Genomic DNA, 23,050 nt, shown 5'->3' with positions numbered 1-23,050 from the left:
TGAGGGGGGTACCTCAGTACCGTCAAGCGTAGCCCTTTTGTGTACGCACGGGAACCCGGCGCAGTGGGTCCGAGGGGCGGCACTGGATTGCGGCACTGGAATACTGAGCGGATGACCGCGACCTCAGCCGCCGGCGACACCAGCGCCCCGAAGCCGACGGGCCGTGGCGCCGCGCGCCGCTCGGCCCTCTTCGAGGAACTGGTGACCCTGCTGGTGAGTGAGGGTTTCGCCCGGCTGACCCTGGACGACCTCGCGGCCCGGCTGCACTGCTCGAAGCGGACGCTGTACGGAATCGCCGACAGCAAGGAGCAGCTCGTCAGGGCGGCGGTGGTGCACTTCTTCCGGCGAGCGACCAAGCGGGTCGAGTCGGTACTGGCCTCCGAGACCGAGCCCGCCCGGCGCCTGGCCGCCTATCTGCGGGCGGTCTCGGACGAACTGGCCCCGGTGTCACCGCAGTTCTTCGACGACGTGGCCGCCTTCGAACCCGCGGCGGAGGTCTACGAGCGCAATACGCGCGCGGCGGCGGGGCGGGTGCAGCAGCTCATCGAGGAGGGCGTCGCGGCGGGCGTCTTCCGACAGGTCCATGTGCCGTTCGCCGCGGATGTCATCAGCTCGGTGATGGTGCGGATCCAGCAGCGCCGGGTCGCGGCGTCGACGGGTCTCGCGGACGCGGAGGCGTACGAGCACCTCGCGGAACTGCTCCTGAACGGCCTGACCAAGAGCTGATCCGGGGAAGCCCGGCGACTGCCGCCCCGGACCTGGCCGGGCCCTGTTCAGCGGGGGCGCCGGCGCGCCCCCGCTGCGCTCAACTCTTCTTCGAAGAAGGCGACTTGGCGGGTGCCGCCGGTGCGAGATCGCGGTACGGGCTGCGCGGCTCGGACACCCGGCGGATCCCGTCGGCGTCCAGCGCGGGCAGCGGGTCGGCCGGGTCGACCGTCGCGTCGCGCCAGGTTCCGGTGACCTGGGCCCAGGTGTCGGCGGGCGGGGCCTTCACGCCGTGCACCTCGATCCGCATGGTGCGGGCGTCGGCGGCGCAGCACTTGACCGTGATCCGGCTGAGGTACCAGGTTCCGGGCTTCTCCCCCGGGACGACGAAGCCCATCAGCGTGACCCGGCGCCCGGCCAGGCTCTTCGGCTCGTTGACCGAGCGGCCGATGAACTCGCCCATCCGCATGGGCGCGACCGGCCCCTCGCCGAGCGCGTCGTAGGACTCCTTCTCGACCGTGGGCGCCGCACGGTCCCGGGAGGCGGTGTACGAGCCGAGGGCCGGGGGCGCGAGGAAGAGCAGTGTCAGCGCGGGGACGGCGAGCAGCCAGACCACCCGGGTACCGCCTTCGCCGTGCCCGTGGCCGTCGTGGTCGTGCCCGTCGTGCTCAGCGTGCGCGTCCCGCGAAGTACGCCGTACCACCTGCCCGTTCGCGTCCAGGCTCACCTCGGTGACCGGCTCGCGCAACCGGTCGGCGAGGACGGCGACGGCGCCCGCGAGGCCGATCAGGACAAGGAGCAGGCCCGAGACGACCAGCGGGATACGGAGCCCTTCCTTGACGTACCGCAGATACAGGTCGCTGCCGACGGTGATGCGCAGCAGGCCCACGCCGATCAGGACCAGGAGCAGGGGCTGGGCGGACTTCTTCACAGCAGGACTCCCGAGATCAGCACGCAGCACAGGACGGCCACCACGAACGTGGCACTGGAGAAGCGGACCGCGAACTCCCGCCCGAACGCCCCCGTCTGGAGGGCGATCAGCTTCATGTCGACCATCGGTCCGACCACCATGAAGGCCAGTTGGGCGGTGGGCGAGAACCCGGTGAAGGAGGCGGCGACGAAGGCGTCCGCCTCGGAGCAGACCGAGAGCACCACCGCGAGCAGGGCGAGCAGCAGCACCGAGAGCCAGGGCGAGTCGGTGAACAGGTCGAGCACCGAGGGCGGTACGACGATCGCGAAGGTCGCCGCCGCGGCGCCGCCGACCACCAGAAAGCCGCCCGCGTGCAGGAAGTCGTGCTGGAGCCCGCGCCGGAACTCGGTGAGCCTGCTCGCTCCGGGGGCGTGACCGGCGGTCCGCTTCGGCAGCCGCAGCCACTCCTCGCGCCCGAGCCTGATCCACAGCCAGCCCATGATCACGGAGGTGAGCAGCGAGGCGACCAGGCGGGCGGCCACCATTTCCGGGCTGCCGGGGAAGGCGATGGCCGTCGAGACCAGGACGACCGGGTTGACGGCGGGCGCGGACAGCAGGAACGCCAGCGCGGCGGCCGGTGCCACACCCCGGCGCATCAGGCTGCCCGCCACCGGTACGGAGGCGCATTCACAGCCGGGCAGGACGACTCCCGCCGCGCTGGCCACCGGGACGGCGAGCCTCGGGTCCTTGGGCAGCGCACGGGCGAACACCCGCTCCGGTACGAACGCGCCGATCGCCGCCGAGACCACGGTGCCGAGCAGCAGGAAGGGGATGCCCTGGACCACGATGGCCACGAGCAGTGTCCGCCAGGCCGCGAACGCGGGCCCGTCGGCCCCCGGGAGCCCCAGTGGACCGAGCAGTACCACCGCGACGGCGCCGAGAACGAGGACGAGCACCGGGGACACCCGGGCCGGGCGCGGCCGCTCGCCCTCGGGCGGGCTCGTTCCAACTCCCCGTGGGCCCACGGCCGTTGCCGTCTGCTCGACCATCGCTGACCGCCCATCGTCCGTGACTCGGCAACCGTCCGACGCACGGCGCGCAGGGCGCTTTCCGTGCCCTCGCCCGGAAATGGCCGGACGAGCGAGGCAGCACATTAGCCATGACAATCACTTTCATCTACGACCGGTGGTGCGTGCAGTCGAGGATGAAATGGGATCCATTTTCATATAGCCTGTGACACCCCGGCTCACCAGGAGGTTTCCCATGGCCGTTCCCAAACGGAAGATGTCCCGCAGCAACACCCGTCACCGCCGCGCCCAGTGGAAGGCGTCGACGCCGCAGCTCGTTCCCGTCACTGTGGAGGGCGTCTCGTACCTCGTCCCGCAGCGCCTGGCCAAGGCCTACGAGCGCGGGCTCCTGCACCCCGAGGGCTGACGGAGATGAACCGGCTGCCGCTGCCTGTCACCGTCCTGTCCGGATTCCTCGGCGCGGGCAAGACGACCCTGCTCAACCATGTCCTGGCCAACCGCGAGGGCCTGCGCGTCGCCGTGATCGTGAACGACATGAGCGAGATCAACATCGACGCGGCCCTGGTACGCGGCGGCGGGGCTGCGCTCTCGCGCACCGAGGAGCGGCTCGTCGAGTTGACCAACGGGTGCATCTGCTGCACGTTGCGCGACGACCTCCTCGAAGAGGTCGGCCGGCTCGCCGGCGAGGGCAGGTTCGACCACCTGCTCATCGAGTCCAGCGGAATCTCGGAGCCGATGCCGGTGGCCGCGACCTTCGCCTTCGCCCGCGACGACGGGGCGAGCCTCGGCGATGTCGCCCGGCTCGACACCATGGTGACCGTCGTGGACGCGGTGAACTTCCTGCCCGAACTCGACGGCGGCGACGCACTGGCCGAGCGCGGCCTGGACCAGTACGAGGACGACGAGCGCACCGTCAGCGATCTGCTGATGGACCAGATCGAGTTCGCCGACGTGCTGGTGCTCAACAAGACCGATCTGGTCGGCGAGCGGGAGGCACGGCGGCTGACCGCCGCACTCGGCCGCCTCAACCCGGCCGCCCGCGTGGTGCCCGCCGCGCACGGCCGGGTCGACCTCGCCGAGGTCCTCGGCACTGGCCTGTTCGACCTGGAGCGCGCGCAGACCGCGCCGGGCTGGGTGCGCGAGCTCAACGGCGACCATGTGCCGGAGACCGAGGAGTACCGCATCTCCTCGACCGTCTTCCGTGCCGAACTCCCCTTCCACCCCGGCCGGTTGTGGACCTTCGTCACCGAGCGGCTGGACAGCGGCGAGTTCGGCGGAGTGCTGCGCTCCAAGGGCTTCTTCTGGCTGGCGAGCCGCCCCGGGGTGACCGGCCTGTGGTCCCAGGCCGGGTCGGTCGCCCGCTTCGAGCCCTCCGGGGTCCGCACCGAGGAGAGCTGTCACGGCCAGGAACTGGTCTTCATCGGCACCGAGTTGCGCGCCGACGCCCTGCGTGAGGAACTCGCCGACTGCCTGCTGACACCCGGCGAAAGCGTGCCGGAGGCCGATCCGTTCCCGGCGTGGGGCAGTCACGGCGAGTGCGACCTCTAGGATCCACCTCTCGCCACTGCCGCTAAGTTGGAGTGCCCACCGGCGGCCCAACTCGGAGAGTTCTCATGGCACATGACGTTCCCGTGACCACCAGCGGCGTGCCGCACTCCGCCCGGATCTGGAACTACTGGCTGGGCGGCAAGGACTGCTACGAGATCGATCAGCAGGTCGGCGAGGAGATCCGCAGGGTCAACCCGGAGATCGTGCACGTGGCCCGGGCCCAGCGGGCGTTCCTGGCCCGCACGGTCACCCATCTGACGGCTTCGGCCGGGATCCGCCAGTTCCTGGACGTCGGCACCGGGCTGCCCACGGTCGCCAACACCCATGAGGTCGCCCAGCGCATCGCCCCGGACTCCCGGATCGTCTACGTCGACCACGACCCGATCGTCCTCGCGCACGCCACCGCGCTGCTGACCAGTACGCCCGAGGGCGCCACCGACTACATCGACGCCGACCTGCGCGACCCGGAATCCATCCTCCAACAGGCCGCCAGGACACTGGACTTCGGGCAGCCGGTCGCGCTGATGCTGCTCGGTATCGCCGCCCACATCACCGATGACGGCGCGTACGGGATCGTCCGTCGGCTGACGGACGCGCTGCCCGCCGGAAGCCACCTGGTGTTCTGCGACAGCACCGAGGAGTTCCGTCCCGAGTCGATGCGGGCGATGGTCGAGCAGTGGAACCAGGCCAGCGACAATCCGCGGGTCAACCGGACCCCGGCGCAGATCACCCGCTTCTTCGACGGCTTCGAGGTCCTCGAACCGGGCCTGGTGTCCGTGTCGCGCTGGCGGCCCGAGCCGGACGACGCGGCGGGCGGCTCTCAGCCCCCGGTCGTGAGCAGCTTCGGCGGGGTCGGCCGCAAGCCCTGACGGGGCGGAGCGGGGCACCGGGTACGAGGGTCAACGGCCCCAAGTGCAGCCGCCCGCACGGTCATTGACTTCGACGGGTGGCGGCACTATCCACGCCGTACCGGCCCGGCGGCGGTGCACTACGCCGACGCCCGGCCGGTCCCGTGTGCACCGCGAAGCCCTTCGGCGAGGGAGACCCGATGAAGCGTCGCACCCTGCTCACCGCCTCGACCACCGCCTCCGCGGCCCTCGCCGTGGGGTCTGCGGCGCCCGTCCGCGCGGACGGCGGGGGCGGCTGGACGGCGGAGACCCTGCGGACGTACAGCCGGATCCTCGGCAAGGAGGTGCTCTACGCGCTCTATCTGCCGCCGGGCTGGCGCCCCGAGGGGCGCACCACCCATCCGGTGCTCTTCCTGCTGCACGGCGGAGGCGTCGACGACCGGACCTCCTGGCTGCGCGACGGGAACCTCAAGTACCTGCTGGACAGGGCGATTTCACAGCGCCGGATACCACCGACCGTGGTGGCGATCCCGGACGCCTGGCGCGACCCGTACGCGCCCAAGGAGGGCCAGCAGCTCACGTACTACATGAACGACGCGGACGGCGCGTACCGCTACGCGGACATGGTGACCGAGGAGTTCGTGCCGTACATCGAGTCCCGCTACCGGGCGGGCGGACGGCCCGGGCGGCGCGGTATCGGGGGTCTGTCGATGGGCGGCTTCGGGGCGCTGTCCTTCGCTCTGCGCCACCAGGGCATGTTCGCCGGGGCGTTCGGGCTGAGCACGGCGCACCGCACCGACGCGCAGATCGTCGCGCTGGACGCGGAGGCCTACCGGGTCCGCTACGCCCGCGCATGGGGCGAGGGCCTGGCGGGCGAGGCACGCCTGAACGCGCTGTGCCGGTACTGGAGCCTGCTCGACACCATCGAGCGCACACCCGCGGCGGAGCTGGCGCGCACCCCGTACTACCTGGACTGCGGGTCCTACGACGAGTTCTTCGAGGGCAACGCGCGGCTGAACCTCGCGCTGGCCCGGAAGAAGGTCCCGTACCACTTCACGGCCCGGGAGGGGACCCACGACTGGGAGTACTGGACGAGCGGGCTGCCCGGGGCGCTGGACTTTCTCGCGGCGCACTTCGACTGAGGGGGTGCGGGGCGCGGCCGGGGGCGCCGGGGCGGTCCGCCGTACCGGCCTGGCCCGCGGGGGTGGGGAAATGGCAGGATCGCCCGTATGTTCCAGGCCCTCTCCCGCCGCAAGCGCCGCGGTTTCCTGCTGGGCTCGGCCGCCCTCCTCGTGGTGGCCGGGCTGCTGCTGTGGTGGCTGGGCCCGGCGGGGCCGGGCGACGACGAGTCGCCGAGTGGTTCGGTGTCCTTCAGCACCGGGGTGACCTCGGGCGTCTACGAGCGCTACGGCCAGCTCCTGGACTCCGCCGCCGCCAAGGACATGCCCGACCTCGACATGCGGATGATCAACAGCGAGGGCTCCCAGCAGAACGTACGGCGCGTGGCCACCGGCGAGAGCGACTTCACCATCGCGGCGGCCGACGCGGTGGAGACCTACCGGCGCGACGGCGGCCCCGGCGCCGACCGGCTGCGCGGGCTGGCCCGGCTCTACGACGACTACGTCCAGCTCGTCGTGCCGCGCGCGTCCACGATCGAGTCCGTGGCCGGGCTGCGCGGCAAGCGGGTCGCGGTCGGCCAGGTCGGCTCGGGCGTACGGCTGATCGCGGAGCGGGTGCTGAAGGCGGCGGGCATCGACGCGGGCAAGGACCTCGACGCCCGGCCGATGGCGATCGACACCACACCCGCCGCCCTGGAGAGGGGCGAGATCGACGCCTTCTTCTGGTCCGGCGGCCTGCCCACGAACGCGGTCCGCGAGCTGTCCGAACGGTTCCGGATCCAGTTCGTGCCGCTCGGTGACCTCGTCGACGAGCTGCACGCACAGGGCGGCGCCTCGCGCTACTACCGGGGCTCGGTGATGCCCGCCGACGCCTACCCCGCGGCCCAGCACGGCGTCGCCGTCGACACGGTCTCGGTGGCCAACCTCCTGGTCACCACCGACCGGGCCGACCCGGAGCTGACCCGGGGGCTCACCCGGACCGTGATCGACAGCCGTGACCGGATCGGTGCGGAGGTCCACGCGGCACAGCTGGTCGACCTCAGGACCGCGCCGTACACCGATCCGCTGCCGCTGCACGAGGGGGCGCGGCGCTACTACCGGTCGGTCAAGCCGTAGCGTCCGCCGGGGCGGTGTCCGTCCTGGGCGGCGCGGTGCTCTCGCGGGGTTCCAGGTGCGGGAGTTCGGCCTGGACGCTGCGGACCGGGCCGCCGTCGAGCCGGTCGAGCAGTTCCTGTGCGGCGAGTCTGCCGAAGGCGGGGGTGTCGCGTACCAGGGCGGTCAGGCGGGGGTGGGTGACCCGGCACAGGGCCGAGTCGTCCCAGGCCACCACGGACAGGTCGGCGGGGAGTGAGATGCCGCGCTCGGCCGCGACATTGACGCCTGCCACGGCCATCACGTCGTTGTCGTAGATGATCGCGGTCGGCGGCCGGGGGTCGTCGAGCAGCCGCCGGGTGACCTCGGCGCCCTCGGCGTCCGAGTAGTCCGTGGTGACCGAGCGGGCGCCGGTGAGATCGAGGCGGGCCGCCTCGGCGCGCAGCGAGCGGATGCGGCGCTCGGTGTGCGCGAGCCCCGGCAGACCGGCGACATGCACGATGTGCCGGTGTCCGAGGCCGTGCAGATGGGCCAGGACCGAGGACATGGCGGCCGCGTCGTCGGCCCGCACGGTGGAGATCCGGTCCACCTCCTCGCCGGGAGCCGGGGCGCCGACCATGACGGCGGGCAGGCCGAGCGAGGCGAGCAGTTCGGGGCGCGGGTCCCCGGCGCGCGGGTCGACCACGAGCACCCCGTCGACCCGCTTCTCCGCCCACCAGCGCCTGAGCAGCGCGCACTCGGCGCCGGTGTCCTCGACGACCTGGAACAGCAGCGCGACGTTGCGGGCGGCGAGCACCTCCTGGACGCCCGAGACGAGTTGCAGGAAGAAGGACTCGACGCCGAGGGTGTGCGCGGGCCGGGCGAGGACCAGGCCGACGCTGCCGCAGCGTTCGCCGGACAGGGCACGGGCGGCGATGTGGGGCTGCCAGCCGAGATCGGCAGCGACCCGGCGGATGCGTTCCCTGGTGCCCTCGGAGACACCGGGGCGCCCGTTGAGCGCGAAGGAGACGGCGCTCTCGGAGACCCCGGCCCGGCGCGCGATGTCCTTGATCGTCGGCCTGCGCGCGGGAGTTGCCCGGGGCGCGTCACCGGCGGGGACTGTCATCTCGTGGGCTCCTCGTGGATACGGCGGGGGGTGGCTGCCGTCTCGTGCAGTCGGTGACGGTACGCGACGTACGCCCGTCCTGCGTAATTACCTCCGGCCGCAGGGTGGCGGAACCACACCGCCGCGGCCTGTGGAACAGCAATGACGGTCCTGTCCGGCGTGCCTGCCGGGGCGACCCCTCCCTCATCTTCGACGCTCTCCACTAAACCGCATTACCTGTTCAGACTTACGCAGCAGCCGGAAAGTGTCAACCGCCCGGGCGGCCGCCGTCGTGCGCGCGGCCGAGCGTCTCAACTCCAGCCTGTCACCTGCGAGAAGATCCTTTCCGGGCACTCTCGGCGGTCTCGGTCCGGCCTGCCGCGCATTACCGTTCAACGGTCCTTGTGCCGATCATTCTTCGCAGGGCTATTGACAGTTACTAAACCGCATTACTAGCGTCTGCCGCGCCACCGAAACCTGCACCCGGAAACCGGACTCCTCGCCGAGGAGGACCAGGGTTTCGTGAATTGCCGGACGGCAGCCGACCGGTGGCCCGCTTCGTCCCTCACCGGCCCCCGGGTGCCCACCCGAAGGCCCCGGCAGAGGTGTTCCACCCGCCCCATTTCCCCGAAAGTTCCGGTCCGAGCAGGGAGCCGCCCCCATGCGTATGTCCCGTCGTCGTGCAGTCGCCGCCACCGCGGTGGCGCTCAGTTCAGTGCTCGTCCTCACGGCCTGCGGTTCGTCCGACGAGGGCGGCTCGGACAGCGCCGAGGGCAAGATCGAGGGGACGGTCGACTTCCAGACCTGGAACCTCAAGACCGGTTTCAAGGGCTACTTCGAGAAGTTGATCGACGACTTCGAGGACAAGTACCCCGGGACCAAGGTCAACTGGATCGACCAGCCCGCCGAGGGCTATGCGGACAAGCTCAGTTCGGACGCGGCGGCCGGGAACCTCCCCGACGTCGTCAACGTCTCGCCCGACCTGGTCCACCCGCTGGCCAAGGCCGGACTCGCGATGAACCTGGAGAAGGCGGCGGGCAAGTACCGCGGCGAGTACCTCGAAGGCGCCTGGAAGAGCCACGAACTGCCCGGCATGGACGGTGTCTACGCCTTCCCGTGGTACCTGAACACCGGCCCGATGTTCTACAACAAGGGGCTGTTCAAGGACGCGGGCCTGGACCCCGAGAAGCCGCCGAAGACCTACGACGAACTCTTCGACGCCGCCTTGGAGATGGCCGACGAGAGCAAGGGCAAGATCGCCATGCTCGGCGGCATACCCGCCGTCGAGGACTTCGGCCGCTACGGCGTGAAGCTCATGAAGGAGGACGGCTCCGGGTTCAGCTTCAACGAGCCGAAGGGCGTCGAACTCGTCACCCAGTACAAGAAGTTGTTCGACGCCGGGGCGCTGGACTCGCAGGCACTGACCAACCAGGCGGAGGCCACCGGGCGCAAGTTCAAGCAGCAGTCCGTGGCGATGAACCCGGGCGGCGCGCTGGACCTGGAGAAGTACAAGAAGGAGGCGCCGAGCCTCTACAAGAACATCGGTATCACGCCCGCGGTGAGCAACACCGGCAAGGACAACATGTACGTCATGGGCGTCATGGTCAACAAGCAGAGCGACGTCAAGCCCGCCGCCGTGGCCTTCGCGCACTTCGTCACCAACGCCGAGAACCAGATGGGCTTCGCGAAGGAGGTGACCATCTTCCCCTCCACCAAGGGCTCCCTGGACGACCCGTTCTTCACCAAGGAGGACGGCACCGACGAGGGCCGGGTGAAGGTGGCCTCGGCGAAGGCGATCAAGACGGCGGTCAACTACACGCCCGCGGTCTTCAGTGAGCAGATGAAGGTGGTCCTGCGCAACGAGGTCGCCAAGGCGATGCAGGGCAAGAAGAGCCCGAAGGAGGCGCTGGACGCCGCCGTGGCCGAGTGCGACAAGCTGCTGAAGACGGCATGAGCGAGTCCCCCGTGACCGACCGGGCCACCGCCGCCGCGGTGGCCGGGCCCGCCGCGAGCCCCGCCAAGGGGGCCGCGGCGGGCCCGGCCCCCGGGGGCCGGCCGCACCGCAAGGTCCGTACGCATCTGCCCGGCACCCCGTGGCTGTTCCTGGGCCCCGGGCTGCTCATCGTCGGCGGCTTCAGCCTCTACCCCTTCGTGACCACGGTGGTGGACTCGTTCACCGACCGGCGCACGCTGGTCGAGGGGCAGTACGTGGGCGGCGCCAACTACCAGGAGCTCATCCACGACGACAAGTTCTGGACGGGGCTGCGCAACAGCCTGCTGTACATGGTCGGCGTGGTGCCGCTCCTGGTGATCCTGCCCCTGCTGCTCGCGATGCTCGTGGCCCGGAAGATCCCCGGCATCGCCTTCTTCCGCTCGGCCTTCTACACCCCCGTCGTCGCCTCGGTCGTGGTCGTCGGACTCATCTGGGTCTGGCTCCTGGACGACCGCGGGCTGGTCAACTCCATGGTGACGGGCCTGGGGTTGGACCGGATCCCCTTCCTCAGCGACTCCACGCTGCTGCTCGTCTCGGCGATGCTCGTCACGGTCTGGAAGGGCCTCGGCTACTACATGATCATTTACCTGGCCGCGCTGGCCAACGTCCCGCGTGAGCTGCACGAGGCCGCCGCCGTGGACGGGGCGGGCGCCGTCCGCCGCTTCTTCACCGTCACGGTGCCCGCCGTGCGCTCCACGATGGTGCTCGTCGGCGCGCTGTCCTCGGTGGCCGCGTTCAAGGTCTTCTCCGAGGTGTATCTGATGGCCGGGCCCGGCGGCGGCCCCGGCGGCGACGACACCACGCTGGTGATGCTGGTCAAGCAGACCGGCACCGGCCTCAGCGGCCGGGTCGGCTACGCCTCGGCCATCTCCGTCGTCGTCTTCGTGATCACCCTCGGCCTGATGCTGCTCGTGCTGCGGGCCAACCGCAAGGAGGACTCATGAGTACGGCCGCCGAGCCGCGGGCCGAGCGCAGGGCGCGCCGCCGGGCGGCCAGGGCACAGGAGTTCGGCGACACGGGTGGCAGGCGGCTGCCGCTGTGGCAGCTCGTCCTGCGCTATCTGCTGCTGCTCGCGATCCTGGCCGTGATGATCGGCCCCTTCCTGTGGCAGCTCTCGACCTCCCTCAAGGGCCCGAACGAGGACATCTACAGCAAGACCCCCCAGCTGCTGCCCTCCGACCCGACCCTCGACAACTACGCCAAGGTCGCCGACCTCATCCCGGTCTGGGACTTCGCCCTGAACTCGCTGAAGGTCGCCGTCACCAACGTCCTGACCAACTGCGTCGGTTCGGCACTCGCCGGATACGCGCTGGCCCGGATGCGCTTTCGCGGCCGCAAGGTCGCCCTGGTGACCTTTGTGATGGCGATGCTGGTGCCGGTGGAGTCGATCATCATCGCCCAGTTCATGACGATGCGTGAACTCCAGCTCAACAACACCCTCATCGGTGTGGTGCTGCCCGGCTGCATCGGCGCGATGAACGTCCTGCTGATGCGCAACGCCTTCGCGAACCTGCCCTACGAGGTGGAGGAGGCCGCGTACGTCGACGGCGCCAACGCCTGGCAGCGCTTCTGGCACGTCGCGCTGCCCTCGGTCAAGGGCACCCTCGCGGTCGTCGCCATCTTCGCCTTCATGGGCGCCTGGGACGACTTCCTGTGGCCGTTGATCGTCCTCAGCGACCAGGAGAAGTTCACGCTGACCATCGGCCTGGACTATCTGCACGGCGCGTTCGCGGACAACCAGCGGCTCGTCGCCGCCGGGACGATCATCGCGGTCGCCCCGCTGATCGTGCTGTTCGCCTGCCTCCAGCGTTACTTCTTCCGCGGTGTCGGCGAGGGCGCGGTCAAGGGCTGAACAGCCCACGACCCCGCCCCGCCCGGCCCCGCGGCCCTTCCCGCCATCCCGCTCCCCCGCGCGAGGACCCCACATGCCCGACGCCGCCCGCAGCCCGCGCTTCGGCGCCAACTACACGCCCACCAAGGGCTGGTTCCACCACTGGCTCGACTTCGACCTGGACGAGGTGCGCGCCGACCTGGACTCGATCGCCGGACTCGGCCTGGACCACATCCGCGTCTTCCCGCTGTGGCCGCTGTTCCAGCCCAACCGCACCCTGATCCGGCCGCGCGCCGTCGAGCAGTTGGTCCAGCTCGCCGACGCGGCCGCGGAGCGCGGACTCGACGTCAACGTCGACGGGCTCCAGGGCCACCTGTCCAGCTTCGACTTCCTGCCCGCCTGGACCCAAACCTGGCACCGGCGCAACCTCTTCACCGACCCGGACGTGCTCTCGGGCCAGGAGGAGTACCTGCGCACGCTGGCCGCCGCGCTGGCCGACCGGCCGAACTTCCTCGGTATGACCCTCGGCAACGAGATCAACCAGTTCTCCGACGGCCCGCATCCCGACCCGGACCGGATCGGCCACGAACAGGCCGAGTCCTGGCTGCGCCGGATGCTCGCCGCCTGCGAACGGGGCGCGCCCGGCAGGCTCCATCTGCACGCCGAGTACGACGCCGCCTGGTACCAGGACGGGCACCCGTTCACCCCGGCCCAGGCCGCCCGGCTCGGCGGGGCCACGGCGGTGCACTCCTGGGTGTTCAACGGCACCGCGCAGCGGCACGGCGCCACCGCGACGGCCACCGAACAGCACGCGGCCTATCTGATCGAGCTCGCCCGCGCCTGGCACACCGATCCGCACCGGCCGGTGTGGCTCCAGGAGGTCGGCGCCCCGCAGCCGCACATCCCAGCCGCCGGGGCCGCGCGGTTCACCGAGGCGACCGTCGCGGCCGCCCTGGACTGCACGGACGTCTGGGGCGTGACCTGGTGGTGCTCCCACGACGTCGCGCCCCAGCTGGCCGACTTCCCGTTGCTGGAGTACAGCCTCGGGCTGCTCGCCAACGACCGTACGGTCAAGCCCGCCGGGGAGGCCATCGCCCGGATCGTGAAGGACCGGCGGGGCACCGTCCACGCCCCCGCGCCCCGCACCACGGCTCTCGTACTGGACGTGGGAGACACCGTGGCCGCCCCCTCCCGCGCCCACTGCGCACCCGGCGGGACCTTCTTCGAGGCCTGGGCGGCGCTGGCCGCACAGGGTGTGCGCCCCGCCGTGGTCCTGTCCGAACTCGCCGAGGACACCGCCCACTTGGCGTCCCGCGGCCTCACCGAAGTGATCCGCCCGCACGAGGTCGACTGATACCGATGCCGAAGGAGCCGTCCGTGTCCGACACCTCCCACCACCCCACCCGGCGCACCTCCCACCAACCCACCCGGCACACCCCACCCAGCCGCCGCACCGTCCTGCTCGGCGCGAGCGCCGCCGCCGCGCTGCTCGGCACCCCGTTCGCACAGGCCGCCACCTCTCGCGGGGCTACCGGGAAACCGGCCGCCGACAACCTCCAGCCCTACGCCTCGTACTGGTACCCCGACTCGCTGCCGTCCGGCACGCCCGGCGACGGCATCACCTGGCGCTCGCTCAGGAAGTGGTCCCCCGACAAGGACCCGGACCTCGCCTTCAACACCGCCTCGGTCCCGCTGGCCGAGCGGTTCACACCGGTGCCCGTCAACACCTCGGCCCGCACGGACCAGGCCCGGGTGAGCGCACTGGTCTCCTTCGGGCCCACCGCCGCCAACCCCTCGCAGGGCGGCCCGACCGCCGACTTCTACGCGCCCACCCACTGGGCCTACTGGGACGAGCTGGTCTTCTGGGGCGGCTCCTCCGGCGAGGGCCTGATCCTCGCCCCGAACGCACCGGTGGTGGACGCCGCGCACCGCAACGGCGTCCCGGTCCTCGGCACCGTCTTCCTGCCGCCCACCGCATTCGACGGACGTATCGAGTGGACCCGCGACCTGGTGCAGCGGGACGCGCACGGCGACTTCCCGCTGGCCGCCAAGCTCGTCCAGGTCGCCACCACCTACGGCTTCGACGGATGGTTCCTGAACGTCGAGACCGAGGGCGGCGACAGTGAACTCGCCACCCGTATGCGGGACTTCCTGCGCGCGCTGCGCACCCTCGGCGAGGCCGAGGGTCTGCGCATCACCTGGTACGACGCCATGGACAAGAGCGGGGCCATCTCCTGGCAGAACGCCCTCAACGAGCACAACCAGCAGTTCTTCCACGGCGCGGACGGCAAGGTCGCCGACACCGTGTTCCTCAACTTCCGCTGGAACTTGGGGCTGTTGTCCGGCTCGGCCGACCTGGCGGCCAAGCTCGGCCGCAGCCCGTACGAGCTGTGGGCGGGCATCGACGTCGAGTCCAACGGCTGGGACACCCGGGTCGACTGGGACGCCCTCTTCCCGGCGGATCGCCCGCACACCACCTCGTACGGCTTCTACCGGCCCGAGTGGACGCTGCACCATCTGCCCAAGGAGCGGACGCCGGGGCAGTTCCACGCCGCCGACGACCGCTTCTGGACCGGCGAGTCGCTGGATCCGGCCGAGCCGGGCGGCAGTTGGCGGGCCGCGGCGGCCGTGGTCGCCGACCGGTCGACGGTGACCGCCCTGCCGTTCGCGACCACCTTCAACACCGGGCACGGGCTGCGCTGGTACGAGAACGGCGAGGTCGGCAGCGAGGCCGCATGGAACCATCTCGGGCTCCAGGACGTGCTGCCGGGCCGCCGCTGGGTGGTGCGCACCGAGGGCGAACGCCCCGCGGTCACCCTGGACTTCGCCGCCGCCTGGCGCGGCGGCAGCAGCCTGCTCGTGGACGGCGCGCTGCGGTCCACCACGGTCGAACTGCACGCCACCAGGCTGCCGTTGGGGCCTGCGACAACGGTGGAGCTGACCCACCGGGCGGACGCGGGCGAGGTCACCGTGGAACTGGGTGTGGCCCTGCGCCCGCCACAGGAGCCGGGCGCCCCGCTCGCGTACAGCTTCCTTCCGGTGCAGACCGTCACCCGGGGCGACTGGTCGACGGCGACGGTGAAGCTGTCCTCGCTCGGTACCGGCACCGTGCACGGGCTCGCCGTACGCCTGACCGGCAAGGAGGCGAAGGTGTCCTGGCGCCTGGGCGCGCTCGCGGTGCGCGACGGCGCCCCCGAGATGCCCGCGCCCCGCGCGCTGCGCGTGACCCGCAGCGGCACGGACGGCCGGTTCCGCTTCGCCTGGGACCCGGCCGGTGACGGCGTACGCCATTACGAGCTGCACCGTCTGCTGTCCGACGGGACCCGGCGCTTCCTCGGCGGGACCGCGCAGTCGGCGTACTACGTGAAGGGGGCGACACGTGACGGAAACGAACCCGCCGCCCGTTTCGAACTGCGCGCGGTGGGCGAGTTGTACAGCGCGTCCTCTCCCGTAACCGTCGAGCATCCCTGGTAGTCCACCCGGCACCCGCCCGCACCGTCACCACAGAACACGGAGTTCCCCATGCATGACGACCGCGGCCTGATCGAGGCCCGTCTGCAGCGCGTCCTCAAGGAGCGCATCCTCCCCGCCGTCTACTCGCACTCGGTGCCGCTGACCGTGGAGGCCTGGGTCGCCCCCGGCGAGCCGGTGCCGGTGGCCGAAGGTCTCGCGGCCGCGCACACACCGGTCGCGGTCGGCGACGCGTGGGGGGCTCCGTGGGCCACCACCTGGTTCAAGGTGACCGGCACCGTTCCCGAGGAATGGGCGGGCCGCACCGTGGAGGCGGTGCTCGACCTCGGCTTCGACGAGAAGATGCCGGGCTTCCAGTGCGAAGCGCTCGTCTACACCCCGGACGGCGAGCCGGTGAAGGGCCTCAACCCGCGCAACCAGTGGGTACGGGTGGGCGCTCCGGTGGCCGGCGGCGAGCGGGTCGAGTGGCGCCTGGAGGCGGCGTCCAATCCGGTCATCCTCGACTACCACCCCTTCCTGCCCACTCGGCTCGGCGACAAGGACACCGCGGGCAGCGAGCCGCAGTACCGCCTCGCACGGATGGATCTGGCCGTCTTCGAGACCGAGGTCTGGGAGCTGGTGATGGATCTGGAGGTGGCCGGTGAGCTGATGCACGAACTGCCCCTGGACAGCGGGCGCCGGGCCGATCTGCTGCGTGCGCTCGGCCGCGCGCTTGACGCGGTCGACCTCCAGGACGTGCCGGGCACGGCGGCCGCGGCCCGCGCCCGCCTCACCGAGGTGCTGTCCTCGCCCGCGGACGCCTCCGCGCACCGCATCAGCGCGGTCGGCCACGCCCACATCGACTCCGCCTGGCTGTGGCCGCTGCGCGAGACCGTCCGCAAGGTCGCCCGCACCACCGCGAACATGACCGCGCTCCTGGAGGACGAGCCCGAGTTCGTGTTCGCCATGTCGCAGGCGCAGCAGTTCGCGTGGATCAAGGAGCACCGGCCCGAGGTCTACGCCAAGGTCAAGAAGGCCGTCGCGGAGGGCCGGTTCGTGCCCGCGGGCGGCATGTGGGTCGAGTCCGACACCAACATGCCGGGCTCGGAGGCCATGGCCCGCCAGTTCGTGCACGGCAAGCGCTTCTTCCTCGACGAGTTCGGCATCGAGAACGACGAGGCCTGGCTGCCGGACACCTTCGGCTTCGCGGCCGGACTTCCGCAGATCATCAAGGCGGCCGGGGCGAAGTGGCTGCTGACCCAGAAGATCTCCTGGTCGCAGATCAACAAGTTCCCGCACCACACCTTCCAGTGGGAGGGCATCGACGGCACCCGGATCTTCACCCACTTCCCGCCCGTCGACACCTACAACTGCTCGATGCTCGGCCGCGAAATCGCCCACGCCGCGACGAACTTCAAGGACAAGGGCAAGGCCCGGCACTCGCTCGCCCCCACCGGCTGGGGCGACGGGGGCGGCGGCACCACCCGGGAGATGGTCGCCAAGTCACGGCGGCTCGCGAACCTGGAGGGCTCCCCCACCGTCGAGTGGGAGTCCCCGGCCGCCTTCTTCGCCAAGGCCGAGGCCGAATACGCCGAACCGCCGGTCTGGGCGGGCGAGCTCTACCTGGAGCTGCACCGCGCCACCCTCACCAGCCAGGCCCAGACCAAGCAGGGCAACCGCCGCAGCGAACACCTGCTGCGCGAGGCCGAACTCTGGGCCGCCACCGCCGCCGTACGCAGCCAATTCCCGTACCCCTACGAGGAGTTGGACCGGATCTGGAAGACCGTACTGCTGCACCAGTTCCACGACATCCTGCCCGGCTCGTCCATCGCCTGGGTGCACCGTGAAGCCCGCGCCACCTATCAGCGCCTGGCCGGGGAACTGAACGCGATCATCGACGGCGCCCAGCGCGCGCTGGCCGGCGAGCCCGCGCAGCCGGGTGCGGAGCTGGTGTTCAACGCGGCCCCGCACTCGCGCGCCGGTGCCCTCGCGGGCGGCGCCGCACCCGCGGCCAGCGCCGAGGGCACCGTCACCGTCACCTCGCTCCCCGACGGCGGCCACGGCCTCGACAACGGCCTGCTGCGGGTGGCCATCGACACGCGCGGGCTCGTCGTCTCCGTGTACGACATCCGCGCCGACCGGGAGACGATCGCGCCGGGACGGGCGGCCAACCTGCTCCAGCTCCACCCCGACTTCCCGAACATGTGGGACGCCTGGGACGTCGACGAGTTCTACCGCAACGTCGTCACCGACCTCACCGAGGCGGACTCCGTGACCGTCGCCGAGGAACCGGGCGCCGCGGCCGTCACCGTGACCCGCTCCTTCGGCTCCTCGCGCGTCACCCAGGTCCTGCGGCTGGCCGCCGACAGCGCACGGCTCGACATCGACACCGAGGTCGACTGGCACGAGACCGAGAAGTTCCTCAAGGCGGCGTTCCCGCTCGACCTGCACACCGACCGGTACGCCGCCGAGACCCAGTTCGGCCACCTGTACCGGCCCACCCACACCAACACCAGCTGGGAGGCGGCCAAGTTCGAGGCCTGCCAGCACCGCTTCGTCCACTTCGCCGAGCCCGGTTTCGGCGTCGCCCTGGTCAACGACTCCACCTACGGACACGACGTCACCCGCACCGTCCGCCCGGAGGACTCCGGCACCACCACCACGGTCCGCGTCTCCCTGCTGCGCGCCCCCCGCTTCCCCGACCCCGAGACCGACCAGGGCGTGCACCGCTTCCGCCACTCCCTGGTCCCCGGCGCCTCGATCACCGACGCGGTCCGCGAGGGCTACCGCATCAACCTGCCGGAGCGGCGCGTACCTGGCTCGGGCGCGGTCTCCCCGCTGGCGTGGACCGAGGACGACGCGGTGGTCGTCAGCGCGGTCAAACTCGCCGACGACGGCTCGGGCGACGTAGTCGTCCGGCTCTACGAGGCGACCGGCGGCCGCGCCCGGACCAAGCTGCGCCTCGGCTTCCCGGCCGCCTCCGTCGTCGCGACCGATCTCCTTGAGCGCGAACTCGCGGACGGGCCCCGGTTCGTCGTCGAGGACGGTGCGGTGGCGCTTGCGCTGCGCCCGTTCCAGCTGGTGACACTGCGCTTGGCCGTGAGCGGCTGAGTACGTACAGCACTCATGGCGGCCGGGTCCCTGAGCGGGGCCCGGCCGTCGCGTATGAGCCGCACTCGCGGCCGTACGGGCCCAACTCCCGCCCTGCGACGGCCAGTTCGGTTCCACCGGGAAACGGTCAGGGCTGCGGCGAACTGCGCGGCAGCGAGACGCTGGCCTCGAGACCGTGCGGATCGCGGTGCGCGTACGAGAGGGTGCCGTCGCCCGCCGCGAGCAGCGCCCGGGTGATGGACAGGCCCAGGCCCGACCCCTTGATGTTCTGGTGCCGGTTGCTGCGCCAGAAGCGGTCGCCGATACGGGAGAGCTCCTCCTCGGTGAGGCCGGGCCCCTCGTCGAGCACCCGGACCACGGCGCGCTCGCCCTCCACGGCGACCAGGACGCGTACCTCGCCGCCTTCCGGGGTGAACTTGACGGCGTTGTCGATCACGGCGTCCAGGGCGCTGGAGACGGCCACCGGGTCGGCCCAGGCGGTCAGGGCGGGGCAGTGGCCGGTCAGGCGTACGCCCTTGGCCTCGGCGGTCGCGCGCCAGGAGGCGACGCGTTCGGCGGCCAGTTCGCCGAGGTCGGTCAGTCCCAGGTCGGCGTCCGCGTGCTCGGCGAGGGCGAGGTCGAGGAGGTCGTCGAGAACCTGGGCCAGACGCTTGCCCTCGGTGCGTACGGAGGCGATCTCCTCGTTGCCCTCGGGCAGTTCGAGGGCAAGCAGCTCGATGCGCAACAGCAGGGCGGCCAGCGGATTGCGCAGCTGGTGCGAGGCGTCGGCGACGAAGGCCCGCTGCTGTTCGAGCACCTCCTCGACGTTGTCCGCCATCTCGTTGAACGACTGTGCCAGGCGCCGCAGTTCGGGCGGCCCGCCGGTCTCGGCGACGCGCGACTTCAGCCGTCCGGTGGCGATGTCGTGGGTGGTCGCGTCGAGTACCCGTACCGGCCGCAGCACCCAGCCGGTCAGCCGCAGCGCGGCACCGACGGCGAGCAGCATCGCGGCGCCCTCGCCCAGGCAGATGAGCAGCCAGGTGCGCAGGGTCCTGGAGCGCATCTGACCGGTCGGCGAGTCGGTGACCACCACGGCCACCACGTCCCCGTCCCGTACCACCGGCGAGGCGACGATCAGCCGTCCGCCGCGCTGCCAGGGCCAGACCTGCGCCGGGTCGTGCCCGGGCCGCGAAAGGAGCGCCTCCTGGAACGCCTTCCGCTCGGCGCCCCGCGCGGGCAGGTACCAGGACTGCGGGGCGTGCGCCATGGGCTCGTCGTCGCGGTAGAAGACGCCCGCCCTGATCCCGTACACCTCGTGGTAGCGGTCGAGTTCGTGCTCCAGGGTCTCCTGGCGCTCGTCCTTGACGGTGCGGCGCGAGCCGGTCGAGCGCTGGGTGACGTACTGCGCGAGCGAGGCGAACCGGGCCGTGTCGTCGATCCGGTCGACGACGACCTTCTGCTGCTCGGCGGCGGCCACGCTCACCGCCAGCGGAAAGCCGAGCGCGAGAAGCACGCCCGCCATGAGGACGATGAGCAGCGGCAGCAGACGAGAGTGCACAGGGAAAGCTAACCGGCGGGGGCCACAAGCCGGTAACCGACTCCGCGGACCGTCTCGATCAGGGCGGGCATCCGCAGCTTGGACCGCAGCGAGGCCACATGCACCTCGAGAGTGCGGCCCGTGCCTTCCCAACTGGTGCGCCAGACCTCGCTGATGATCTGCTCCCGACGGAAGACGACCCCGGGCCGCTGCGCGAGCAGGGCCAGCAGATCGAACTCCTTGCGGGTCAGCTGCACCACCTCGCCGCCGACGCTGACCTGCCGGGTGGGCAGCTCGACGTGGACCGGGCCGAGCGTGAGGATGTCCCCGGCGGGCAGGCTCTCCCCCTCGCCCGAGGCGTGGCGGCGGCTCACGGCATGGATACGGGCGAGCAGCTCCCCCGTGTCGTACGGCTTCACCACGTAGTCGTCGGCGCCGAGGTTCAGGCCGTGGATGCGCGAGCGCACATCGGCGCGCGCGGTGACCATGATCACCGGGGTGCTGGTGCGCTTGCGGATCCGGCCGCAGACCTCGAAGCCGTCCTGGTCGGGCAGGCCGAGGTCGAGCAGGACCACCCCGAAGGCCTGGACGCAGCCGGAGTCGTCGGGCAGCAGTGCCTGCAGGGCCTCCTCGCCGCTGCGCGCGTGCACGACCTCGAAGCCGTGCCGGGACAGCACCGCCGAGAGGGCCGCGGCCACATGATCGTCGTCCTCGACAAGCAGCAGTCTCACGCGTCTCCTCTCGTTGTCGTCTCGTTGTCCTCGTCGATGCGGCCACTCGTTCGAGCGAATGGCACCGGGCCCCGAGGTCACAATTCGGTACCCAACAGAGCATCCATCCCGATCACGGGCGCGCCGTCAAGGGAATGCCGCACTGTAGTGGGCTTCCGTTATCCAGCCGGTACGCGTCCACTGGTAGCCCACTGACTGAAGACGTGCCCCGGTGACTACCGGTGCCCGTCCGAAGCCGGATCGTTATGCTCAATTTCCCCTCAGATGTAATGACGCTGCTCGGGCGGCGTCACTAAGGTCCTCGCAACCGAGGAGGACGGAGCAAGTAGCGGATGACCCACGTATCGGTGGCCAAGGACGCCGTACCCGCGGCCGACGAACTGGTGGTGCTCAGCGGCGTCAACAAGCACTTCGGCGCACTGCATGTCCTCCAGGACATCGACCTGACCATCCAGCGGGGCGAGGTGCTCGTCGTCATCGGGCCCTCCGGCTCCGGCAAGTCGACGCTGTGCCGCACGATCAACCGGCTCGAGACCATCGACTCCGGCTCGATCGCGATCGACGGCAAGGCGCTGCCCGCGGAGGGCAAGGCGCTCGCCAAGCTGCGCGCCGACGTCGGCATGGTCTTCCAGTCGTTCAACCTCTTCGCGCACAAGACGGTGCTCGAGAACGTGACGCTGGGCCAGGTGAAGGTCCGCAAGGCGGACAAGAAGGCGGCGGAGCGAAAGGCACGTGAGCTCCTGGACCGGGTGGGAGTCGCCTCGCAGGCGGACAAGTTCCCCGCCCAGCTCTCCGGTGGCCAGCAGCAGCGGGTGGCGATCGCCCGCGCCCTGGCGATGGACCCGAAGGTGATGCTCTTCGACGAGCCCACCTCGGCCCTCGACCCCGAGATGATCAACGAGGTCCTGGAGGTCATGCAGCAGCTGGCCCGGGACGGCATGACCATGGTCGTCGTCACCCACGAGATGGGCTTCGCCCGCTCCGCGGCCAACCGTGTCGTCTTCATGGCGGACGGGCGGATCGTGGAGGAAGCCACCCCGGACCAGTTCTTCAGCAACCCGCGCAGCGACCGTGCGAAGGACTTCCTCTCCAAGATCCTGCATCACTGAGGCACGATCCTTCCCCGCAGGAGGCGAGGCGCCCGGCGCGCCCCCTCCCGCCCGGCTTTCCTTGCCTCCCCTGCAACCAGGCCCTCCTGGTGCCGAATCAAAGGATGTTCACCATGAAGCTCCGCAAGGTCTCCGTCGCCGCGGCCGCCGCTCTCGCCCTGGTGGGTACGGCTACTGCTTGTTCGAACGACAGTGGCGACAAGCTCAAGGTCGGAATCAAGATCGACCAGCCGGGCATGGGACAGAAGACGCCCAACGGTGAGTTCGCCGGCTTCGACGTCGACGTCGCCCGGTACATCGCCAAGGAACTCGGCTACGACGAGAAGGACATCGAGTTCGTCGAGACCAAGAGCGCCGACCGTGAGAACGCGCTCAAGAACGGCGACGTGAAGTTCATCGTGGCCACGTACTCGATCACGCCCGAGCGCGAGGAGAAGGTCGACTTCGCCGGGCCGTACTTCCTCGCTCACCAGGACCTGCTGACGCGCGCCGACGACAAGATCACCAAGGGCACCGACCTCAACGGCAAGAAGCTGTGCTCGGTGTCGGGTTCGACCTCGGCGCAGAACCTCAAGGAGGGCAAGGACGGCAAGCCCGGCATCGCCCCCAAGGCGAGGCTGCAGCAGTACGGCACCTACTCCGAGTGCATCTCCGGTCTCGCCAACGGCGCCATCGACGCCCTGACGACCGATGACTCCATCCTCGCCGGTTACGCCGCGCAGAAGCAGAACCAGGGCAAGTTCAAGCTCTCGGGTCTGCAGCTCAGCAACGAGAACTACGGCGTCGGCGTCAAGAAGGGCGACAAGGAGACCATCGACAAGATCAACAAGGCGATCGAGAAGATGGTCAGCTCCGGCGCCTGGGAGAAGGCCGTGGAGAAGAACCTCGGTGCCGCCGACTACAAGAACGAGCCCGCCCCGAAGATCGGCGAGATCAAGAACTGAGGCAATGCCAGGCGGGGTGCCGCATGGTGATG

Annotated in this window: 19 protein-coding genes; 14 read left to right on the top strand and 5 right to left on the bottom strand. The window is 70.7% G+C overall.

All coding sequences use genetic code 11. From position 1 onward, the window contains the following. The first annotated feature begins 111 nt into the window (after positions 1–111). Positions 112–726, top strand: a complete 615-nt coding sequence (locus HUT18_RS27455) for a TetR/AcrR family transcriptional regulator (RefSeq protein WP_176103209.1) — start codon at positions 112–114, stop codon at positions 724–726. Positions 727–805: 79 nt separating this feature from the next. Here the strand turns inward: HUT18_RS27455 and HUT18_RS27450 are convergent, their stop codons facing one another. Beyond that, entirely contained in the window at positions 806–1,636 is an 831-nt protein-coding gene (locus HUT18_RS27450; protein ID WP_176103208.1) for a TIGR03943 family protein, read from the bottom strand. Then, positions 1,633–2,580, bottom strand: coding sequence for a permease (locus HUT18_RS27445; protein ID WP_254879104.1), 948 nt, complete (start codon positions 2,578–2,580; stop codon positions 1,633–1,635). Before HUT18_RS27445 ends, HUT18_RS27450 begins: the two co-directional genes overlap by 4 nt. A 298-nt stretch (positions 2,581–2,878) precedes the next feature. On the opposite strand from HUT18_RS27445, the gene rpmF reads away from it, so the two are divergent. The 5 genes from rpmF (at position 2,879) to HUT18_RS27420 (ending at position 7,273) form a co-directional block, all read left to right on the top strand. Further along, positions 2,879–3,049: a 50S ribosomal protein L32 gene (rpmF, locus tag HUT18_RS27440; protein ID WP_176103206.1), complete on the top strand. Its 171-nt coding sequence runs from the start codon at positions 2,879–2,881 to the stop codon at positions 3,047–3,049. A 5-nt stretch (positions 3,050–3,054) separates the two neighbouring features. Next, the gene (locus HUT18_RS27435; protein WP_176103205.1) at positions 3,055–4,191 is read left to right on the top strand and encodes a GTP-binding protein; all 1,137 of its coding nucleotides are present in this window, start codon (positions 3,055–3,057) and stop codon (positions 4,189–4,191) included. 65 nt (positions 4,192–4,256) lie between these two features. After that, the gene (locus tag HUT18_RS27430; RefSeq protein ID WP_176103204.1) at positions 4,257–5,060 is read left to right on the top strand and encodes an SAM-dependent methyltransferase; all 804 of its coding nucleotides are present in this window, start codon (positions 4,257–4,259) and stop codon (positions 5,058–5,060) included. Between the two features lie 179 nt (positions 5,061–5,239). Then, complete coding sequence (locus HUT18_RS27425; protein ID WP_176103203.1) at positions 5,240–6,181, top strand: alpha/beta hydrolase family protein; 942 nt, start codon at positions 5,240–5,242, stop codon at positions 6,179–6,181. An 87-nt stretch (positions 6,182–6,268) separates the two neighbouring features. Next, the gene (locus HUT18_RS27420; RefSeq protein WP_176103202.1) at positions 6,269–7,273 is read left to right on the top strand and encodes a TAXI family TRAP transporter solute-binding subunit; all 1,005 of its coding nucleotides are present in this window, start codon (positions 6,269–6,271) and stop codon (positions 7,271–7,273) included. On the opposite strand, the gene HUT18_RS27415 is transcribed toward HUT18_RS27420, so the two are convergent. After that, entirely contained in the window at positions 7,263–8,354 is a 1,092-nt protein-coding gene (locus HUT18_RS27415) for a LacI family DNA-binding transcriptional regulator (protein ID WP_176103201.1), read from the bottom strand. The two genes, HUT18_RS27420 and HUT18_RS27415, sit on opposite strands and share 11 nt — an antisense overlap. A gap of 640 nt (positions 8,355–8,994) precedes the next feature. Between HUT18_RS27415 and HUT18_RS27410 the strand changes: the two genes are divergently transcribed. The 6 genes from HUT18_RS27410 to HUT18_RS27385 all read left to right on the top strand — a co-directional run bounded on the left by HUT18_RS27410 (position 8,995) and on the right by HUT18_RS27385 (position 18,718). Then, positions 8,995–10,287 (top strand): ABC transporter substrate-binding protein, encoded by a 1,293-nt coding sequence (locus HUT18_RS27410; protein WP_176103200.1) that lies wholly within the window; start codon positions 8,995–8,997, stop codon positions 10,285–10,287. Next, the gene (locus HUT18_RS27405; RefSeq protein ID WP_176103199.1) at positions 10,284–11,270 is read left to right on the top strand and encodes a carbohydrate ABC transporter permease; all 987 of its coding nucleotides are present in this window, start codon (positions 10,284–10,286) and stop codon (positions 11,268–11,270) included. Before HUT18_RS27410 ends, HUT18_RS27405 begins: the two co-directional genes overlap by 4 nt. Then, the gene (locus tag HUT18_RS27400) at positions 11,267–12,178 is read left to right on the top strand and encodes a carbohydrate ABC transporter permease (protein WP_176103198.1); all 912 of its coding nucleotides are present in this window, start codon (positions 11,267–11,269) and stop codon (positions 12,176–12,178) included. The genes HUT18_RS27405 and HUT18_RS27400 overlap by 4 nt, the downstream gene beginning before the upstream one ends. A gap of 73 nt (positions 12,179–12,251) precedes the next feature. Next, positions 12,252–13,511, top strand: coding sequence for a glycosyl hydrolase (locus HUT18_RS27395; protein WP_176103197.1), 1,260 nt, complete (start codon positions 12,252–12,254; stop codon positions 13,509–13,511). Between the two features lie 23 nt (positions 13,512–13,534). Then, positions 13,535–15,631: an endo-beta-N-acetylglucosaminidase gene (locus tag HUT18_RS27390; RefSeq protein WP_254878834.1), complete on the top strand. Its 2,097-nt coding sequence runs from the start codon at positions 13,535–13,537 to the stop codon at positions 15,629–15,631. A 48-nt stretch (positions 15,632–15,679) separates the two neighbouring features. Next, the gene (locus tag HUT18_RS27385; protein ID WP_176103195.1) at positions 15,680–18,718 is read left to right on the top strand and encodes a glycoside hydrolase family 38 C-terminal domain-containing protein; all 3,039 of its coding nucleotides are present in this window, start codon (positions 15,680–15,682) and stop codon (positions 18,716–18,718) included. Between the two features lie 127 nt (positions 18,719–18,845). Here the strand turns inward: HUT18_RS27385 and HUT18_RS27380 are convergent, their stop codons facing one another. Both HUT18_RS27380 and HUT18_RS27375 read right to left on the bottom strand, forming a co-directional pair. Continuing rightward, positions 18,846–20,255: a HAMP domain-containing sensor histidine kinase gene (locus HUT18_RS27380; RefSeq protein WP_176103194.1), complete on the bottom strand. Its 1,410-nt coding sequence runs from the start codon at positions 20,253–20,255 to the stop codon at positions 18,846–18,848. Positions 20,256–20,263: 8 nt separating this feature from the next. Continuing rightward, complete coding sequence (locus HUT18_RS27375) at positions 20,264–20,965, bottom strand: response regulator transcription factor (protein ID WP_176103193.1); 702 nt, start codon at positions 20,963–20,965, stop codon at positions 20,264–20,266. A 332-nt stretch (positions 20,966–21,297) separates the two neighbouring features. Here HUT18_RS27375 and HUT18_RS27370 point away from each other — a divergent pair, with 332 nt between their 5' ends. Together HUT18_RS27370 and HUT18_RS27365 are read left to right on the top strand one after the other, a co-directional pair. Further along, on the top strand, positions 21,298–22,074 hold the full coding sequence (locus HUT18_RS27370) for an amino acid ABC transporter ATP-binding protein (protein WP_176103192.1): 777 nt from the start codon (positions 21,298–21,300) through the stop codon (positions 22,072–22,074). Between the two features lie 113 nt (positions 22,075–22,187). Beyond that, positions 22,188–23,018: a glutamate ABC transporter substrate-binding protein gene (locus HUT18_RS27365; RefSeq protein WP_176103191.1), complete on the top strand. Its 831-nt coding sequence runs from the start codon at positions 22,188–22,190 to the stop codon at positions 23,016–23,018. Positions 23,019–23,050 lie beyond the last annotated feature (32 nt).

It is taken from the genome of Streptomyces sp. NA04227, assembly GCF_013364195.1.
Lineage (GTDB): Bacteria > Actinomycetota > Actinomycetes > Streptomycetales > Streptomycetaceae > Streptomyces.
The sequence above is the reverse complement of the archived record's forward strand: the minus strand, read 5'-3'. Positions and strand labels throughout refer to the sequence as shown.

Excerpts from the sequence above, each read along its gene's own strand:
- HUT18_RS27455 (WP_176103209.1), top strand. The coding sequence starts at position 112 with ATGACCGCGACCTCAGCCGCCGGCGACACCAGCGCCCCGAAGCCGACG.
- rpmF (WP_176103206.1), top strand. The coding sequence starts at position 2,879 with ATGGCCGTTCCCAAACGGAAGATGTCCCGCAGCAACACCCGTCACCGC.
- HUT18_RS27435 (WP_176103205.1), top strand. The coding sequence starts at position 3,055 with ATGAACCGGCTGCCGCTGCCTGTCACCGTCCTGTCCGGATTCCTCGGC.
- HUT18_RS27430 (WP_176103204.1), top strand. The coding sequence starts at position 4,257 with ATGGCACATGACGTTCCCGTGACCACCAGCGGCGTGCCGCACTCCGCC.
- HUT18_RS27425 (WP_176103203.1), top strand. The coding sequence starts at position 5,240 with ATGAAGCGTCGCACCCTGCTCACCGCCTCGACCACCGCCTCCGCGGCC.
- HUT18_RS27420 (WP_176103202.1), top strand. The coding sequence starts at position 6,269 with ATGTTCCAGGCCCTCTCCCGCCGCAAGCGCCGCGGTTTCCTGCTGGGC.
- HUT18_RS27415 (WP_176103201.1), bottom strand. The coding sequence starts at position 8,354 with ATGACAGTCCCCGCCGGTGACGCGCCCCGGGCAACTCCCGCGCGCAGG.
- HUT18_RS27410 (WP_176103200.1), top strand. The coding sequence starts at position 8,995 with ATGCGTATGTCCCGTCGTCGTGCAGTCGCCGCCACCGCGGTGGCGCTC.
- HUT18_RS27405 (WP_176103199.1), top strand. The coding sequence starts at position 10,284 with ATGAGCGAGTCCCCCGTGACCGACCGGGCCACCGCCGCCGCGGTGGCC.
- HUT18_RS27400 (WP_176103198.1), top strand. The coding sequence starts at position 11,267 with ATGAGTACGGCCGCCGAGCCGCGGGCCGAGCGCAGGGCGCGCCGCCGG.
- HUT18_RS27395 (WP_176103197.1), top strand. The coding sequence starts at position 12,252 with ATGCCCGACGCCGCCCGCAGCCCGCGCTTCGGCGCCAACTACACGCCC.
- HUT18_RS27385 (WP_176103195.1), top strand. The coding sequence starts at position 15,680 with ATGCATGACGACCGCGGCCTGATCGAGGCCCGTCTGCAGCGCGTCCTC.
- HUT18_RS27370 (WP_176103192.1), top strand. The coding sequence starts at position 21,298 with ATGACCCACGTATCGGTGGCCAAGGACGCCGTACCCGCGGCCGACGAA.
- HUT18_RS27365 (WP_176103191.1), top strand. The coding sequence starts at position 22,188 with ATGAAGCTCCGCAAGGTCTCCGTCGCCGCGGCCGCCGCTCTCGCCCTG.